This window comes from Pseudomonas sp. IT-P253 (assembly GCF_949768125.1).
In the GTDB taxonomy this organism is placed as follows: Bacteria; Pseudomonadota; Gammaproteobacteria; order Pseudomonadales; family Pseudomonadaceae; genus Aquipseudomonas.
In genome coordinates, this window is the sequence record NZ_CATKPT010000018.1 from 56,711 (window position 1) to 73,436 (window position 16,726).

Genomic DNA, 16,726 nt, shown 5'->3' on the forward strand with positions numbered 1-16,726 from the left:
TATGGGGGCTCTGACGAAAGCTGAGATGGCGGAACGTCTGTATGAAGAGCTGGGCCTGAATAAACGGGAGGCCAAGGAATTGGTCGAACTGTTTTTTGAGGAAATCAGGCACGCTCTTGAGGACAACGAACAAGTCAAATTGTCCGGTTTCGGCAATTTCGACCTTCGGGACAAACGCCAGCGGCCTGGCCGCAATCCGAAAACGGGTGAAGAAATCCCGATCACGGCTCGCCGTGTGGTCACCTTTCGTCCAGGGCAGAAGTTGAAGGCCCGAGTTGAGGCTTATGCTGGAACCAAGTCATAACGACGAGCTACCCGTCATCCCAGGCAAACGCTACTTCACCATTGGTGAAGTCAGCGAGCTGTGTGCCGTAAAACCGCACGTGCTGCGCTATTGGGAGCAGGAGTTTCCTCAACTCAACCCCGTGAAACGCCGCGGAAACCGCCGGTATTATCAGCGACAAGACGTGCTGATGATCCGGCAGATCCGCGCGCTTCTTTACGATCAGGGGTTCACCATCGGCGGCGCACGCTTGCGTTTGTCCGGCGATGAAGCCAAAGACGACACCACCCAATACAAGCAAATGATTCGGCAGATGATCGCTGAATTGGAAGACGTGCTGGTTGTACTCAAGAAATAAATTCCTGCTTTTAAATACTTCCAGTTTTCAAAAGCTTGCGATATATTCTTGAGCGTTCTTCGAGGAGAGGAACAGGTTTCACGCCTAGTCGGGGCGTAGCGCAGTCCGGTAGCGCACTAGCATGGGGTGCTAGGGGTCGAGTGTTCGAATCACTCCGTCCCGACCATATAATTCAAGGGGTTGCGAGATTTTATTTCGCGACCCCTTTTTATTTATTGAGTTTTTTACCCCTACAAAACGACTGGCTCTCAGTGGAATCCTCACTGCGTTCGCGTGAATTGATGCCTTATCTGGCAGTCGTCTCATGAACAAGGCTGGAGAAAATTTACGCTATTTAGCCGTACCGGCGATGGATATGCTACATGCATGGATGATCGCCCAGTGTCATCTGGCGCCCGAAAGCTCTGCCATCACTAAGGCGCTCAATTACAGCCTGAAACGGTGGACAGCGCTGTCACACTACCTCAATGGCGGGGCCGGCCCAATTGACAACAATTGGGCCCAGAACCAGATCCGCCCTTGGGTTCTTGGACGTAAAACTGGCTCTTCGCAGGTTCGTTTTGCAGCGGTAAACGCGCGGCCGTGATCATAAATATGATCCAGTCTGCACGGCTGAATGGTCATGATCCGTATGCCTATCTGAAGGATGTTCTCACACACCAACCGACGCAGCGGGCGAGTGAAATCGATCAGTTACTGCCGCATAAGTGGCAACCGGTTTAGTTACGCAAGGCGTGATGGCCGGACGCATACGTAATAACGCCAGAACAGTAATGCATAGACGATGTCACCCGATGCCACTACTGGCAATGGCCAGGGGATGCTGCCCGCCAGCCAGTGACCATAAACCACCACAACAACCAGCACTTTCAGGATCACCCCGAGCAAGATATAGGGACGATACTGCAGCGGATCGCGAGCGATCATCCAGTAGGCCCAGCCGAATATGATAACCAGGCACGTGGTTAGTTGAATGAAGAGGGTTGAGGTAGGGGTAATTTGCAGCCCCAACAGTGCAGCTACGGGTCGCAGGGCTACAAGTAATGGAAGACCCGCGAGTACGTTGAAACAGGCGGCAGAAATAAACAGCTTGCGGGTATAACTGTCGGTCATGGGGTTGTTCCTGAGAGGTGGTGACGCCTCGCATCACGCAGAGACATCTTGTAACTTCTGGGTCTCAGCCAAGCAGCTTGAGTAATGCCGGATAGCTATTGGGGAACAGCCTGCTTATCCAGAACAAGGTGCTCGACTTGTTCCCTGTGATAATGCGTTTGGTTCCGTTGCGCAGCCCCCTGATGATGTCGCCGGCACAATCGGCCGCTGGCGTCAGTAGCATTTTTTCAGCCATTGCCGTGAACCTTTCTTCTGTTTTACCGGCGGCTTTACAACGTCGTCCGGACTTCTCAATATTGGTTCGAATTCCTCCGGGGTGAACACACACGGCGCGTACACCGCTACCTTCGAGTTCAGACCATAATGCTTCGGTCAGACCACGTACGGCGAACTTCGACATGTTGTAAGCACTTTGCATCGGGAAACCCACCAGGCCAAATACGCTGGAAATGTTGACGATGCAGCCCTCTCGCTGGGCCTGCATCATCGGCAGGAACGCTTTGGTACCGTACAACACGCCCCACAGGTTGATACCGAGTTGCCACTCGTACTCATCAATGGAGGTGTTGGCAACTGTCCCGATGACTGCGGCACCTGCGTTATTGATGACGAAATGCGCCGTGCCAAAATCTCGCTTCACCTCGTCAGCATGAGCCTGGAAGGCGTCCCAGGACGATACGTCCAGGATGTAACCTTTCGCTTTGCTGGCGTCAGGCAATAGCTTCATGGTTTTGTCGAGACCCACCTGGTTGATGTCCGACAGGGCTACATGTGCGCCAGCTTCCACCATCTGGATAGCCAACTCCCGACCAATGCCTGATCCTGCGCCAGTGATGACGACTACTTTGTTTTGGAACATGTTTTTTATCCTTCTTGTTTTGATTGATTTCGCCACTACAAATTTTTCTGACAAGAACTATTTGCTGAGAATGTGGATCGCGACTGCTGCCTCCTCAATACCCTGCAAGCCGCCGCCGTTCTCCTGGATTGCATGGCGTGCGCCATGTACCTGGCGTGCGCCAGCCTCTCCGCGCAGTTGCGTCACCAGTTCGTAGAGCTGGCCAATCCCGGTAGCACCGAGTGGATGGCCTTTCGATTCCAGACCGCCTGAGGTATTGACCGGGATGCGTCCGCCCAAGGTGAATTCGCCACGTTCAGCCGCAGGACCGCCCTGACCAAACGGGACCAGGCCCAGGTTTTCGACCTGAATGATTTCACCCATCGCCGAGGCGTCATGGACTTCGGCGACATGCATGTCTTGTGGCCCCAGGCCCGCCAGGTCATAGGCCAGGTTAGCTGCCAGGTGACCGACGTTCAGTTCCGGCTGATCGAGCCGGCGATGGCTGAAGCTACGGATGACGCTGGCCGCTACCTTGATGCAGCGGCTCCTGTCGGCACCGATGCGTGTGAGTCCTTCCTCGGTGCACAGGATGGCTGCTGCTGCACCGTCCGACAGCGGCGCGCACATTGGCAGGGTGAGCGGGTAGGTGATCGGAGGGGCGGCAAGGATTTCGTCGATACCGAAGGCTTTGCGAAATTGCGAGTAAGGGTTATGGACCGAATGGGTGTGGTTTTTTGCCGACACCGCTGCGATCTGTCGCTGCGTGGTGCCGTAGGTTTTCATATGCTGGCGGCATAATGCGGCATAGATGGCCATGAACTTACTGTAAGGCTTGTCCGATTCCGACCCGGCGGGCGGCACCACGCCTTCGCCCATTTTCACCAGCGTCTGATAATTCTCTTCGGCGCGAGATACGTCCCAACCAGCCTCGAACAGCGAGAGGGCCTTCAGTTTATCCGGGATGTTCATCTTTTCCGCACCCAACGCCAGCGCGATACTGGCTGTACCGGCCTTGAGACTTTGCACGGCCAGATTGAAGGCTGAGCTACCCGAAGCGCAGGCATTCTCGACGTTATAGATAGGAATGCCTTGAATACCGATCTTGCTGAACACGACCTGACCGGGGATCGAGAGCTGGCCTTGCAATGGGCCATTGGTCATGCCGGCATAAAATGCGATATCGAGATCGGCGGCACTGCAGTGGGCGTCCTTCAATGCGCCCTGGAAAGCCTCACGTGCCAAGTCGTCGAGGCTGCGTTCGATGTGGCGACCGAAGACGGTCATGGCGATGCCGGCGATATAGATATTGCTCATTGAAAATTCCTTATATTCAGTGGGTCGATGCCCAGTTCGCACCCCACGGCGTGGTTGACGTTGGGTGCGCCTGGGCAGCGGCTTACTGAAGTTGCTGGTCGTTACCAGGTTCAGGCAGGCGTATCTCGGCCACGTGCAGGCCGAGGTTGAGATCGACCTCGATTTTTTCCCGATCGGGTAGCCCGACGGGCCTGAGATCTGCGGTTGCGTCAGATCTTGCGGGCCGAGTTTTTCCAATACGGCTGACGCAGTTCTTTTTTCAGCACCTTGCCCACCGGACTACGTGGCAGGCTGGTAGTGAAGTCGACAGACTTGGGTGCCATCACGCTGCCCAGCCTGGCTTTGCACAGCTCGATAAGCTCCTGCTCGGTGGTTTCCTGGCCTGGGTTGAGCTCGACCACGGCCTTGACGGCCTCGCCCCATTTTTCATCGGGCACGCCAATCACGGCGCAGTCCTGAACGGCCGGATGTCCCCACAGCACTTGCTCGACCTGGCTGGGATAGACGTTGAAACCGCCGGAAATAATCATGTCCTTTTTGCGATCGGTGAGGTGCAGATAGCCTTCGGCATCGATATGGCCGATGTCGCCGGTATGCAGCCAACCGTCGACGATGGTCTCGGCGGTCTTCTCCGGCTGCTTGTAGTAACCCTTCATGATCAGGTCGCCGCGCACGCATATTTCACCGGTTTCACCGCGCGGCAGGATCTGGTTGGTGTCGCTCATCACTTCGACGCGGACCAGCGGGTTAGGGCGGCCGACCGAGGACAGGCGTTCGTCGTCGGCGAATTGGTCTCCCACCAGATGCTCGTCAGGACGAAAGTTGGCGATGCTGGCCGGTGCTTCGGTCTGACCATAGCCGCCGGTCATGACCGGTCCGAAAACCTCGATAGCTTTCTTCAGCTTGTCTACCGACATCGGAGCCGCGCCGTACATCAGGTACTTCACCGAGGAGAAGTCCAGCTTCTCGATACCGGGAATTTCCAACAGCCTGTAGATCACCGTTGGCGGCAGAAAGAGCTCGCTGGCCTTGTGCTGCGCAATGGCGTTCAACATCAATGCCGGATCGGGTTTGGTAATAACCACTACAGTGCCACCTTGCGCCGTGCAGGGTACGGACAACAGGCCGGCAGTGTGGGTCATCGGTGCAGCGGCCATATTCACCGGCTTTTCACCATTGCGATAAGCACAGGTCAGCATGAAGTGGGCGATGAACGTCTGCACGCTGCGGTGGGTGTTCATCACTCCCTTTGGCGTGCCCGTTGTGCCACCAGTGGGTGAGACCGCCACCACGTCGTCCATGTCATAGGCGACTTCGGGACGGCTCGCCGGCTGGCCGGCACTCCATAGCTCCAACGAAGGTGCATCGACAGCTTCGGCATCGATGCAGATCCAGTGCTTGATCTTCGGCAACTTGGGCCGTAGCTCGGTGATGATTTGCGCGAAGTCGTTCTGGTAGAACATCACCTCGCAATCGAATGCGTCGAGGATGTAGTGATTCTCTTCGCTTGAATTGCGCGCGTTGACTGGAATCCAGGTCATGTTGGCGCGCCATAGACCCAATGTGCAGGCCCAGGCGGTGACGTCGTTACCTGACCAGACGGCACCCTTGGTTTCCTTCGGCAAGCCCAGTGCGAGCAGCTTGTTGGCGATGCGACACGAGAGCTCGCCGATTTCATTGAAGGTGTAGGAGCGCTCGCCTTGGATGTAGGCGACCCCGGCAGGGTTGATGCCCCAGCCGCGATCGTAAAAGTCGATGATGGCCATAAGTGGTTCCTGTGCCGGTTATCAGAGTTTGGTAACGGTGGCACGGGCCAGGCCGCGCTCTTCCAGGAAACCGAGCAGATAGCGGTGTCCAAAAGCCTTGGAGCCGGAAGCGAAGCCGACCTTGTTGGTGTCGCCGTCGAGCAGCTTGATCGCCGCCGCGGCCTGTAGGGCGCCGGTGGAGATATAGGGTGTGACGCCATGCACGGTAGCGCGCACGGCGGCCAGGTGACCGCGGCCGATAGCGATGTCGACGCTGCGTTGCAAGGTGGTGCGTTCGCGGGGCGGCATGCTCGGCGTGGTGGCCTCTACCAGGCTCTTCACCACCGCGTCCTGCTGCTCCTTGGACAAGTGCTTGTATTCCGCTTCCCACTTCTGGCTCAGGCCATGCACCATCGGCATCACATTGTTGTCGTAGAAACCGACCGCGGAGGTGCAGGCGCGCACGCGCGGATCATGCTCGAAGTAAATCGGCAGCGAGGTTCCGCCCCAAGGCAGGGAGAAAACCGGCTGTATGAAGTTGGGGTCGACAATGTTGAACGATGCGGTGGCTGGGTGCTGCACCAGCTTGTTTTCCCACAGGTAGAATTGCTCCCGGTGGAACAATTCGAAAATCGAGGCCGCCGAGCCCAGGCTGACCCCTGCGACATCACGCGGGCCGCGGCACAGGGCAGCGGTTTCCAGCACGTCGATGCCGGGGGTTTCCAGCGCCAGTTCGGCGGCGATCTCGGAGAAGCTGAACATATAGGACAGCGATGGCGAAACCAGTAAGCCAGCCTGGCGATAGAGCTCGCCAAATTGCTCGCGAACCTGACGGACATAGCTTTGCTCGCCGGTGGTGTCTATGTGGTGGCAGCCGGCCTTGAGCGCGGCCTCGACGGTGGTTAGACCGAAGTTGACGAAGGGGCCGACGGTGTTGCAGACCACCTTGGCCCCCTTGAAGGCGGCGCTCAGTGACTCGACGTTGTGTTCGGCCTCGATGATTTCGTAGGTCGCGGACTCCAGGCGTACCACACGTTGCGCCATCATTTCCTGCGCGCGCTTGGCATTGCGCGCCACAGCGGTGAAGGGGATGTTCTGGTCGATCAGCCAGTCCATGGTCAGCATGCCGGTGTAGCCACTGGCGCCATAGACAACTACGGGAAATTTAGCCATTTTTGCGTCTCTTGTTTTTTGGTTATTGGATAGCTGCAAGCATCAATTCTGTGACCAACCTTCGGCATAGAGCTGTTGGCACAAGAGGCCAACACGCATCGTGATGATGGTGTTCTCACCATCCTCGATTAGTGCAGAGCGGGCATCGCGGAAGATCTTTTCAATCGGGTACTCACGTGAGGTGCCCGCGCCACCGAACAGTTGCAGCGCCTCGCTGGCAACCTTCATGCACTCTTCGGTGACCGTCACCTTTGCTGAAGCCGTGGCGTAGGGGTGAGCGCACGGAGACAAGCGCGCATAGGCCAGTGACCGCCGAGCGACGCCGCGCGCCAGTTCGACGCGTCGCATCATGTCGCCCAGGCGGTAGCGCGTGAGCTGATGGTCGATCAGCAACTGGCCGCCCTGTTTACGCTCATGGCAATACTGCAAAGCCATTTCGAAGGCCGAGCGGGCGACGCCGGTGAAAACCTGCGACATGTGCGTACCGGCGTAGGACCAGGCCGAGGATTGGTTGCCGTAATATTGATCTTTCAGGGCGACGGCAAAGCGGCGTGGTATTTTCACGTTGCTGAAATAGATTTCACCCTGTGGCAGGGCGCGCTGACCGATTTTGTCCAGCGGCTTGCCGCGTGAAATACCGGGCAGGTCGAGCGGGATGATCACAGCTACGCCGTGGGGTCTGCCATCGGCATCGAAGTAGCCGTCACCATAGTCAGCGGTAATGTGAGCCAGCGCGACTTGCGCCACGGCACCGTTTGAAACCCAGGCCGAACATTGGCCATTGATAACGATCTCGTCCTTGCTGACTTTGGCGCAGAGGCTGCCCTTATTGCCTGCTTGTCCGGGCGGCCATTCGCGCTTCATGTCGTAGATCATGAGATCGCTGCCTTTGTCCGGATGAGTAACCATCCAGCAGCCGATCTTGTCCGTGCAGAGCTCCACGAGCTCCTGATTACCGGCGGCCATGGCCATTTGCAAGGGAGCACCGCAGACAACCAGTGAAATCCCCAGGCCGGCATCGCCCCACCCCATTTCCTCTCCGATCAGTGACTCAAGGCGAACGGCGGTCTGGGGGTCGAACTGAGAGAAGAAAGCTGGCTCGATACCGAGCTTGGCTGCCTCTTGAAACACCGACCAGAATGGTGAGTCTGGTGCGCACACGTCGGCGGCACTCATTTTGTCGAGCTCCCGGCCGATCGGGCGTAGTACGTGCTTGGCAAACTGATGCACCGCCTGCTGTATGGCGCGCTCTTCTTCAGTCAGCGGCGTTTCAAAGCCAGTCAGACCGACGGCAGGCAATCGCAGGGTTTCGTGCAATGTGATCATTGTGAAGGCTTCACCTGGAGTTGTGATCGATCTGCCCCGCACTTATGCGAACGGCGGAAATTCGGGTGATTATTGTTCTTCCCGACATCGACAACTCACCTGAAAAGCGGTCATATTTATCAAAATATGCTCATCCCGAGATGCCCATGAATCCGCAACAACAGGTCCATGAAACACTGGGATTGCCCTTGCTGGGTGGCTTGGTGTGCAGTGAAATCCCCTTGTATGCGGAGCGCTACTTCCTGCATACAACTGATCTATCCGTCCCCCCAGTTGACTTCATGGCCCTGCTGACCCAGTTCGGTGGCTCGCGGGCGGATGAGGGGGCAGGGGGCGAGGTGCGCTCAACATCGATGCCCCGCTTGTCTATGCTGCTGCCTGCAGGTTGTGCCACTCAATGGCACTATTCCGGCAGCATTGATTTCGCGGTTTTTTATCTGCCCGAGCGCACTGATGGCGTGTTTCGACAATTGCGTGAGATATGCGCTGGCGCGCAGGCACCATTGCCCCTCAGTGATGGATTGGTGAGCGCAGCGGCCCGGCAATTGATGGATGAGCTAAGTCTTGGGAAAGGGGCCGATCAGGGGTTCATGGCAAGATTGGCCATGGTCATGCTTGAGCAGGTGTATCGTGCGCTACGAGTTGACGCGAGCCGAGGTATTTATCCGCCGCATATTCATCTGGCGCGCCTGCATACAGTATTGGTCTTCATTCGCGAGCATCTGGGGCAGGAACTCTCGATCAGCACGCTGGCTGGACAGGCAGATGTCAGCCCGGCTCATTTCCGGCGGCTGTTTCAGCGCGCCATGGGTATGCCGCCCCATCGCTATGTGATGAATGTTCGACTGGAACATGCGCGTGATCTACTCATGCAAACCGATCTACCTATTTTGCATGTGGCACTTGAGTGTGGCTTCAGCTCCCAGAGCCACCTGACTGCAGCGTTCAAAGTTGCGCACGCCAGTACGCCGGCTGAATACAGAGCCCTGGCTGGAAGGTAGCGCAATCTATGGCGTGGCGAGCAGATCACTGCACCGAAAGTACGCAAGCGGTTTGCGTTGGATTGCACCGGGAGTTCAAGCCCTCGGACTATTCCATGGTAGTGTTCGGCCGTTTGGAACTGTATCCAGCGGTGTTTGGCGAGAACTTGCAGAAATCGAGTCAGAAAATCACTGGATCAAAGGCAACGATCAGCGACCTTCAGACGCTCCTTGGGTAGGCGTCTCTCAACCACCAGGGTCTGAAAGAAATGGATTGCATAGAGCCCCAACTGATCCTCAAAACCACACCGCCGCGTAGTCAGAAATCAGCACGGATGCGAAACCGCCTGGGCATCCATACCCAGGAGCTGACAGACAAAGTGGTGATCGCCGTTCAAGCGCCGGCAGGCTTCGGCAAAACCTTTCTGCTGACCCAATGGCGCCGTGAATGTTTGTCTCAGGGGGCCGTGGTGGCCTGGATGACGCTGGATGCACAGGATGATGGTGCGCGTTTTGTCCAGGGGCTGGGAGTTGCCATGGCAATTGGCAGCGGTCGGCCGTCGTTTGCCCGCGCATTCGAACCTATTGCGGGACTGGGGCGTGACGAACAGGAAGGGCTGACGCAGTGGTTGGCGGAAGTGGCCGATCTGGGTAGCGAAACCGTATTGATTCTGGATGAAGTGGATACCCTGCCCGAGCTGACGATCCGTTACTCCCTGACGTACCTGTTGCACAACGCGCCGGCCAATTTGCGCATCATCATGGCCTCTCGCACACGGTTGAATCTGCAGGTGGCGGACCTCGCGGCAAGAGGGCTTTTCACGACGATCATGACAGCGGCTTTACGGCTGAATGTGGAAGAGGCGGTCGCCATCCTCAATGACCGTTTCGGCGCAAGGGTTGATGCTGACGTCTGCGTGCGGCTGCACGAGATAACCGAAGGCTGGCCGCTTGGTCTGCAATTAGCGATTTCGGCGTTGGAGAAGAGCCCGAACCGGAGTGCGGCAGTCGAAGAGTTGTCGACTTGCATGGGTGATATCCAGCGTTATTTCGTCGACAGTTTGCTGGCACATCTTCGGGAGGAGCAGGTTCGCTTTCTGACCGGCATTGCATTGTTGGAAATGGTCCAGCCCTTGTTATGCGAGGCGCTGACAGGTAACGCTCGCTCGGGTGAATTGCTGAAGGAATTGTGTGCCTCGACACCGATTTTTGTTGAAAGTATCGACAGTGACTGGGTGCGCATCCATCCATTGGCGCGGGAATTTCTGCTCGGCCGTTTTGCCGACTTGCCGTTGGAGGATCGTCAGGGTTATCACCGGCGCGGCGCTGTGTGGCTGGAGCACCACGGTTTCCTGGAGCAGGCCGCCCGGCAATATCTGTTGGCCGGCATGCCCCAACCGGCCTATACGTTGATCGGCAAATGCCTGTACGAAGTCATGTTGCAAGGGCAGTTCAGCCGGGTGCTGGAGTGGGTCGAGGAGCTTGGCTCCGCTGACGTGTTGTCGCATCCGCGCATCTGCCTGGCGGCGGCCTGGACATTGGCAATGGGAGAGCGTCAGGCAGAAGCGGCGCAATTGATTGCGGCTATTGAACAGCATCCGTCCGCCGACGAGGCGACACGTTGTGAAGCGGCCGCCATCGCCGCCGCCGCCGCCTACTTTGCGGACCATCCGGATCAATCGCATGAACTCATCATGCCTTGGGTCGATCGATTGCCTTCATTCTCGATCAAGGTGCAAGCGATTGTCGCGAGCCAGATCGCCCGGCTGACGCTGTTGCAGGGACAACCGGAGAAAGCCCGACGAATCCTTCAGCGAGCACCGCGTTACGCGGGTAGTCCTGGCCTTGATGCCATACGCGGGTATGGCGAGTGGGTGGTCGGTCTTGCTTATTTACACGAGGGTCGAATGGTGTCGGCGCGCACTGCGTTGCACGACAGCCTGTTGCATGCCGAACGGGACATCGGTCGGCGCAGTCCGGTGGCGGTCATGTTAGCGAGCGCTCTGGCGACGGTGTTGCTGGAACAGGGGGAAGTTCAGGAGACCGCTACGGTGCTGGCGAACAGGCTGGATATCGTTGAACGCTTGGCGTCCCCCGATGCGATTGTGCAGGGTTTCCTCGCCGCCTCTCGACTGGCCTCACTCCAGGGGCAGGGGCATCGCGGGCAGGATCTGCTCGAGGCGTTATTCGCCCTTGGAGAAGAGCGAAATATTCCACGATTCTGCATTGCCTCCCTGGGAGAGCAAATACGCCTGCATGCCTTGCAGGGACGCAGCGATACCTGTCAGGCATTATGGCGACGGCTGGACAGTTTCACGCCGGTTATTGCCCGTGAGCGAGCAGGGTTGCTGGGGCCGGAGCTGGACTTGCTGGCCGGGGTAGCCAACGCTTATGCCTTACTGGCCCAACGTGACTGGGAGGCTATGCTGGCGGTGCTGGACAGGGTTGGCGAAACAGCCGAATACCTGCGTCGTGGGCGAGACATCGTGCAGATCAAGCTGCTCAGGGCACTGGCACTTCGGGCGACCGGACAGGGCGGCACCGACAATTTGCTGGAGGCTGTCAGCCTCGCGCAAGAAAACGGTATGTTACGCGTGGTGCAGGACACCCATCCGGACCTGATCAAATGGGAGCAGACGCTCCAGGGGGAAACGGTCCCATTGCTTGCGGCGACCTCTACGCCCACACCTGTTGCGCGACCGGAATCCACCCCATTGAGCGTGTCCCCGAGTCGCCTCTTGACGCCCAAGGAACGCGAGGTGTTGCAGCTATTGGCTCGCAACCTGTCCAACAAGCAAATCGCCCTGGCGCTGAATGTCGGCGAGGAAACCGTGAAGTGGCATCTGAAAAACCTGTTTGGAAAATTCCAGGCCGGCACAAGACAGCATGTTGTCGCGCGTGCATACATGCTGGGAATTCTCGAGACAGCGAGCTAATGCGAGTCCGCCACCCGAGGTGATCCGTTCGGATCATCTTTCAATGCCCCCCCCTCATCCGATTTCCAGCCGCCCCCCCAGTCAATGGGGGGGTTCGCTTTTCGACTTCGCAATAGTCTGACCTCACAAAAGCACCAACGTATCGGTGAGTGGGAGCAAGTTTATGTCTGTAAAGGTGCTGATCGCCGGTGCGGCAATGGTGCCGTTTCTACCGCTGGGTGGCTCTGACAGTCATGCGGCGTTGGCGGGGCAAGCCATTCGTGCGGCGCTGGCCGACGCGCGGATCGACTATGACCTGGTCGACCAGGTGTTTACTTCCTGCGTACACGGAGAAGCCGGTATCGCCGAGCAAATGTTGTCGCAGATTGGCCACACGGGTGTGCCGATTTTCAGCCTCGGCGATGGCTGTGCGTCGGCCAGCAGTGCTTTCCAGTTGGCCCGCAATAGCCTGCTGTGCGGCCAGGCTGAATGTGTCCTGTTGGTGGGTGTCGAGTGCATGCCGGCACGCATTTCCAATCGTGAGTTTTTCGGTTTGAAAGATCTCGCTCGCGATGAGTCGGCAACGCTCAGGCAGGATGAGAACCCCATAGGCTTTTTCGAGCGTCGACAACAACCGGCGCTGCTGTTCGCTGCCCAAACCAGCTGGTTATTGACACGCATGGGCATTGCTCAAAGCAGCTTCGATCAAGTGCTTGAGCGGGCACGGGCCCAGGCCGGGCGCAATCCCTACGCCGTGTTGAACCGCGTGCCGGATCGCGACGGCTGGCTCCCGCCTTATCTGTGCCCGCCAGCCTGTGGTGCGGCGGCCATCTTGATCTGTACCCCGGCCTTCGCCCTGCGCTTCGGCGCTCGGGCGGACGTCACCGTGCTGGCCAGTGCCAGGGGAAGTGACAGCGCTTCAGAGCAGGAATCGGGTTGCGTGCTGGATGTGCTCGGACAGGCGACCACCCGGCGAGTCGCGCAGTTGGCCTATCAGCAGGCGGGCCTCGGTGCGGAAGACATCGACGTGGTTGAACTGCACGACCAAAGCGTCGGCGACTTCATGGTCAATAGCGCCGCGCTGGGCTTCTGCCGGGAGGACGAGATCGATCGATTCGTGCAGCAGGGGCACAGCCTGAAAGGACAGATGAATGCGGTGTGCCCATCGGGTGGCTTGCTGGGACGTGGCCACGCCCCGGGTGCCACCGGGTTGGCGCAACTGGTCGAGTTGGTCTGGCAACTGCGCGACATGGCCGACGGCAGGCAAATTGCTGGTGCCCGCACGGCTTTACAACATAGCACCGCCCTGGGCCGGGCGGTGTCGGTCACCCTTTTGCAGCGCACCTGAGAGGAGGTTCAGTACGCCCTGATTCAACCCATGACTTTTCGTAAACCATAGAGCAGGTGGCAAGCTAGATGAACAAAAATAATAAGATCTGCCATTCAAACCTTCGCAAAGGGTTGTTGACCTCAGCCATTCTCACCGGGCTGGGCATTGCGCCCGTGCAGGCCGTCGAGATCAACACGGGGAATGAAGACTTTGCAGTTCGCTTCGACAACACGCTGAAGTTCAACTACGCCCAGCGCGTGGAGGCACCCAACAGCAAGCTGGCCGATTCGTGGAACAACAATGACGGTGATCGCAACTTTTCCTCCGGCAGTGCGGTGGCTCAGCGACTGGATGTGCTGTCCGAACTGGATGTGGTTTACAAAGAAAAAGTCGGTTTCCGTGTCAGCGCCAACACCTGGTACGACCACGCCTACGACGATATTGGCAGCGACAACGCTTCGACCAATCAGCTCAACAACGGTAAGCCGGACTCTCGTCATCAAAGCGGTTATGCCGATCGGTATTACAACGGTCCTTCTTCGGAAATCCTTGATGCCTTCGTGTTTGGCAGCACTGAAGTCGGCGATGAATCACTGCTCAGCGGCAAGCTAGGCAAGCACACCGTTTACTGGGGCGAAAGCATTCTCGCCTTTGCCCATGGCAACAGTTATGGCCAGTCCGGCCTGGATATTTCCAAGTCGCTGGCGGTCCCGGGAACAGAAGCCAAAGAACTGTTCATTCCGCGTAATCAGTTGTCCACCAGCCTCACGGTCAGCCCGGAACTGACCCTCGCCGCGCAGTACTTCCTGGACTGGGACGCCGCGCGGTTGCCGGAGTCGGGCACTTATCTGGGGTTCAACGACGGCATTCAAAATGGCGGGCACAACCTGTCGTTGATCGGCGGCCGAAACCCGCTGTTCGGCACACCTGGCCCACTGGGTGCCAACCAGTTTTTGCGGTTGACCAACGGGCATACGTTTACCCCGGACAACCAGGGTGACTTCGGCCTGATGGCCAAGTGGAGCCCGGAATGGCTGCAGGGTACGCTGGGTTTCTACTACCGCAAAACCTCCGACATTCTGCCCAACCTGGTGTTGCAGCCAACGGCGGTCGGCCCTGCGCAACTGATCTCCGGCAATGCCGGCAGCTACAACCAGTTCTATGTCGACGACATCGATATCTACGGCATCAGCCTGTCGAAAAGCATCGAAGGTGTCAGCGTCGGTCTCGACCTGAACTATCGCCACAACATGCCGCTGGCCAGTGTGCCGGCAACCGTCAACCCGGCAGCCGGTGCTGCCGGTTTGCCAGGCTTCATCAGCAGCTTTGATGGTGACAACGGCGTGGCCCGAGGCAACACGGTGCACGCGGTGCTCAACGGCTTGACCACTTTCGGTGCGACACCGGTCTGGGACAGCTCGACCTTGCTGGTTGAACTCGCCTACAGCCGCTGGCTGGACGTCACCGAGAACAAGCAGCTGTTCAAAGGCGAAGACTGGTATCGCGGTGTCGACAAGGTCACCAAGGACAACTACGTCCTGGGCGTCAACTTCAACCCGACCTGGTATCAGGTGTTCCCCGGCATCGATATGTACCTGCCGGCCAACTACAGCGTCGGCCTTGCGGGCAACTCGTCGGTTCAGCTCGGGGGTAACAAGGACTCCGGCAGTTACTCGGTGGGCGTTGGCATGGACGTGCACAACCAGTACCGGTTTGACCTGAAGTACGTGGATAACTTTGGTCCGTTCGACACCTGCGGCTCAGCCGGTGGTGCGAGTGTACAGGGTGATGGCGCCGCGCCGGGGGCCAACGGCCAATACAACTGCGTACCGGGGCAGACCACTGCTTTCGGCGGTACGCAGCCTCAGCTCAAGGATCGGGGCATGGTCACTTTTACCTTCAAAACGACCATTTGATCGAAGTCTTTGCTTGATAGCAGGAGTCACTCCATGAAGTTCGTCAACACGCTTTTGTTCACTGCATTGACCGTTGCCATCACTGGTGCTGCACACGCAGCCGTTTCCCCCGATGAAGCAGCCAGACTCGGCAGCAGCCTGACAGGCGTCGGCGCTGAAAAGGCCGGCAATGCCGACAACACCATTCCGTCCTACACCGGCGGTCTCACCACGGCGCCGGCCAGTTTTCAACCGGGCAGTTCGTTCCGTCCGGACCCTTATGAGGCCGACAAGCCACGCGTCGTCGTCGATGGCAAAAACGTCAGTCAATACACCGACAAACTGACCGCAACCACGCAAGAACTGCTCAAGCGTTACCCGACGTTCCGGGTCGATGTGTTTCCGACCCATCGCAGCGTTGCGCTGCCTCAACGGTTGCTGGATAACACCGCAAAAAATGCCGTCGGCACCAAGACACTCGAAGGCGGGGTAGCACTGGAAAACGCATTGCCGGGCGTTCCGTTCCCGATCCCGAAAGATGGCTATGAGGCCATGTGGAACCACTTGCTGCGTTATCAGGGTTATGCCACCAATATGAAATATGACTCCTGGAACGTCGACAGTTCCGGGAGGGCAATTCTGGCCACGTCCGGTAATGCCTATCTGGAATACCCGCTGTACGATCCGAAGCGTATGGACCCGGCGAAAGAAACGGATCTGTTCTTCAAGACCAAACTCTACTACCAGGCCCCGGCCCGTCGCGCAGGCGAAGCCATCCTGGTGCAGGATGCCGTCAACCCTCTGAAAATGGAGCGGCGTGGCTGGCAATACCTGCCAGGTCAGCGCCGCGTGAAACTCGCACCGGATATTGCGTACGACACGCCAAACCCTGGCTCGGCCGGTGCTTCGACCTATGACGATGCCTGGGTATTCAACGGCGCAATGGACCGTTACGACTTCAAACTCGTCGGCAAGAAGGAAATGATCGTTCCTTACAACACGTACAAGTTGAACTATCACAAGGTCGCTGCGGATATCACCACGCCGCATCACATTAATCCGGACCTGATGCGCTGGGAGTTGCACCGCGTGTGGGTGGTCGAAGCCACGCTGAAACCGGGCAAACGCCACATCTACAGCAAGCGCACCTTCTACCTCGACGAAGACAGTTGGATCGCCCTGGCTTCGGATGAATATGACGCCAGCGGCAAGTTGTACCGCGGGTCCTTTGCACACATGGCATACAGCTATGACGTGCAGGCGCCGAATTCCGATAACCACATGATTTACGACCTGGTCTCTGGCAGCTACAACATCACCGGCATCTACGGCCCGTACGGCGGCGTCAAGTACATCGACCCGCTTTCGAAAGCGCAGTGGGCACCTGAGTCTTTGGCCGGCACGGGTATTCGCTGAGCCATAACGCAGGTTTTTTTTGTCGCCGACAGTGTGT

At 57.9% G+C, this 16,726-nt stretch carries 13 protein-coding genes, 1 tRNA gene and 1 pseudogene; 9 read left to right on the forward strand and 6 right to left on the reverse strand.

What is annotated here, in order from left to right; genetic code table 11:
• Nucleotide 1: 1 nt before the first annotated feature.
• The 4 genes and pseudogenes from ihfA to ACM6IR_RS11660 form a co-directional block, all read left to right on the forward strand.
• Complete coding sequence (gene ihfA / locus ACM6IR_RS11645; protein WP_002553164.1) at nucleotides 2–304, forward strand: integration host factor subunit alpha; 303 nt, start codon at nucleotides 2–4, stop codon at nucleotides 302–304.
• A complete protein-coding gene (locus tag ACM6IR_RS11650; RefSeq protein ID WP_003179985.1) occupies nucleotides 285–641 on the forward strand; it encodes a MerR family transcriptional regulator in 357 nt (118 codons plus the stop codon). The genes ihfA and ACM6IR_RS11650 overlap by 20 nt, the downstream gene beginning before the upstream one ends.
• An 89-nt stretch (nucleotides 642–730) precedes the next feature.
• Nucleotides 731–807: transfer RNA gene (locus tag ACM6IR_RS11655), tRNA-Pro, on the forward strand.
• A gap of 171 nt (nucleotides 808–978) precedes the next feature.
• Nucleotides 979–1,364 (forward strand): annotated as a pseudogene (locus ACM6IR_RS11660) (IS66 family transposase); the annotation flags it as partial.
• On the opposite strand, the gene ACM6IR_RS11665 reads toward ACM6IR_RS11660, so the two are convergent.
• The 6 genes from ACM6IR_RS11665 to ACM6IR_RS11690 all read right to left on the reverse strand — a co-directional run bounded on the left by ACM6IR_RS11665 (nucleotide 1,365) and on the right by ACM6IR_RS11690 (nucleotide 8,153).
• Complete coding sequence (locus tag ACM6IR_RS11665; RefSeq protein ID WP_414907834.1) at nucleotides 1,365–1,754, reverse strand: hypothetical protein; 390 nt, start codon at nucleotides 1,752–1,754, stop codon at nucleotides 1,365–1,367.
• A 64-nt stretch (nucleotides 1,755–1,818) separates the two neighbouring features.
• Entirely contained in the window at nucleotides 1,819–2,613 is a 795-nt protein-coding gene (locus tag ACM6IR_RS11670) for an SDR family NAD(P)-dependent oxidoreductase (RefSeq protein ID WP_414907835.1), read from the reverse strand.
• Between the two features lie 57 nt (nucleotides 2,614–2,670).
• On the reverse strand, nucleotides 2,671–3,909 hold the full coding sequence (locus tag ACM6IR_RS11675; protein WP_414907836.1) for a thiolase family protein: 1,239 nt from the start codon (nucleotides 3,907–3,909) through the stop codon (nucleotides 2,671–2,673).
• A 209-nt stretch (nucleotides 3,910–4,118) separates the two neighbouring features.
• A complete protein-coding gene (locus ACM6IR_RS11680) occupies nucleotides 4,119–5,675 on the reverse strand; it encodes a class I adenylate-forming enzyme family protein (protein ID WP_414907837.1) in 1,557 nt (518 codons plus the stop codon).
• Nucleotides 5,676–5,696: 21 nt separating this feature from the next.
• The gene (locus ACM6IR_RS11685; protein ID WP_414907838.1) at nucleotides 5,697–6,827 is read right to left on the reverse strand and encodes a saccharopine dehydrogenase family protein; all 1,131 of its coding nucleotides are present in this window, start codon (nucleotides 6,825–6,827) and stop codon (nucleotides 5,697–5,699) included.
• Nucleotides 6,828–6,869: 42 nt separating this feature from the next.
• Nucleotides 6,870–8,153 carry an acyl-CoA dehydrogenase family protein gene (locus tag ACM6IR_RS11690; protein WP_414907839.1) on the reverse strand — a complete coding sequence of 428 codons (1,284 nt, stop codon included), beginning with the start codon at nucleotides 8,151–8,153 and terminating at the stop codon, nucleotides 6,870–6,872.
• Between the two features lie 65 nt (nucleotides 8,154–8,218).
• On the opposite strand from ACM6IR_RS11690, the gene ACM6IR_RS11695 reads away from it, so the two are divergent.
• The 5 genes from ACM6IR_RS11695 to ACM6IR_RS11715 all read left to right on the forward strand — a co-directional run bounded on the left by ACM6IR_RS11695 (nucleotide 8,219) and on the right by ACM6IR_RS11715 (nucleotide 16,689).
• Complete coding sequence (locus ACM6IR_RS11695; protein ID WP_414907840.1) at nucleotides 8,219–9,154, forward strand: helix-turn-helix domain-containing protein; 936 nt, start codon at nucleotides 8,219–8,221, stop codon at nucleotides 9,152–9,154.
• 314 nt (nucleotides 9,155–9,468) lie between these two features.
• Nucleotides 9,469–12,069 carry a LuxR C-terminal-related transcriptional regulator gene (locus tag ACM6IR_RS11700; RefSeq protein WP_414907841.1) on the forward strand — a complete coding sequence of 867 codons (2,601 nt, stop codon included), beginning with the start codon at nucleotides 9,469–9,471 and terminating at the stop codon, nucleotides 12,067–12,069.
• 163 nt (nucleotides 12,070–12,232) lie between these two features.
• Complete coding sequence (locus ACM6IR_RS11705) at nucleotides 12,233–13,396, forward strand: thiolase C-terminal domain-containing protein (RefSeq protein WP_414907842.1); 1,164 nt, start codon at nucleotides 12,233–12,235, stop codon at nucleotides 13,394–13,396.
• A gap of 68 nt (nucleotides 13,397–13,464) precedes the next feature.
• The gene (locus tag ACM6IR_RS11710; protein WP_414907843.1) at nucleotides 13,465–15,294 is read left to right on the forward strand and encodes a DUF1302 domain-containing protein; all 1,830 of its coding nucleotides are present in this window, start codon (nucleotides 13,465–13,467) and stop codon (nucleotides 15,292–15,294) included.
• Between the two features lie 33 nt (nucleotides 15,295–15,327).
• On the forward strand, nucleotides 15,328–16,689 hold the full coding sequence (locus ACM6IR_RS11715) for a DUF1329 domain-containing protein (RefSeq protein ID WP_414907844.1): 1,362 nt from the start codon (nucleotides 15,328–15,330) through the stop codon (nucleotides 16,687–16,689).
• Nucleotides 16,690–16,726: the final 37 nt, after the last annotated feature.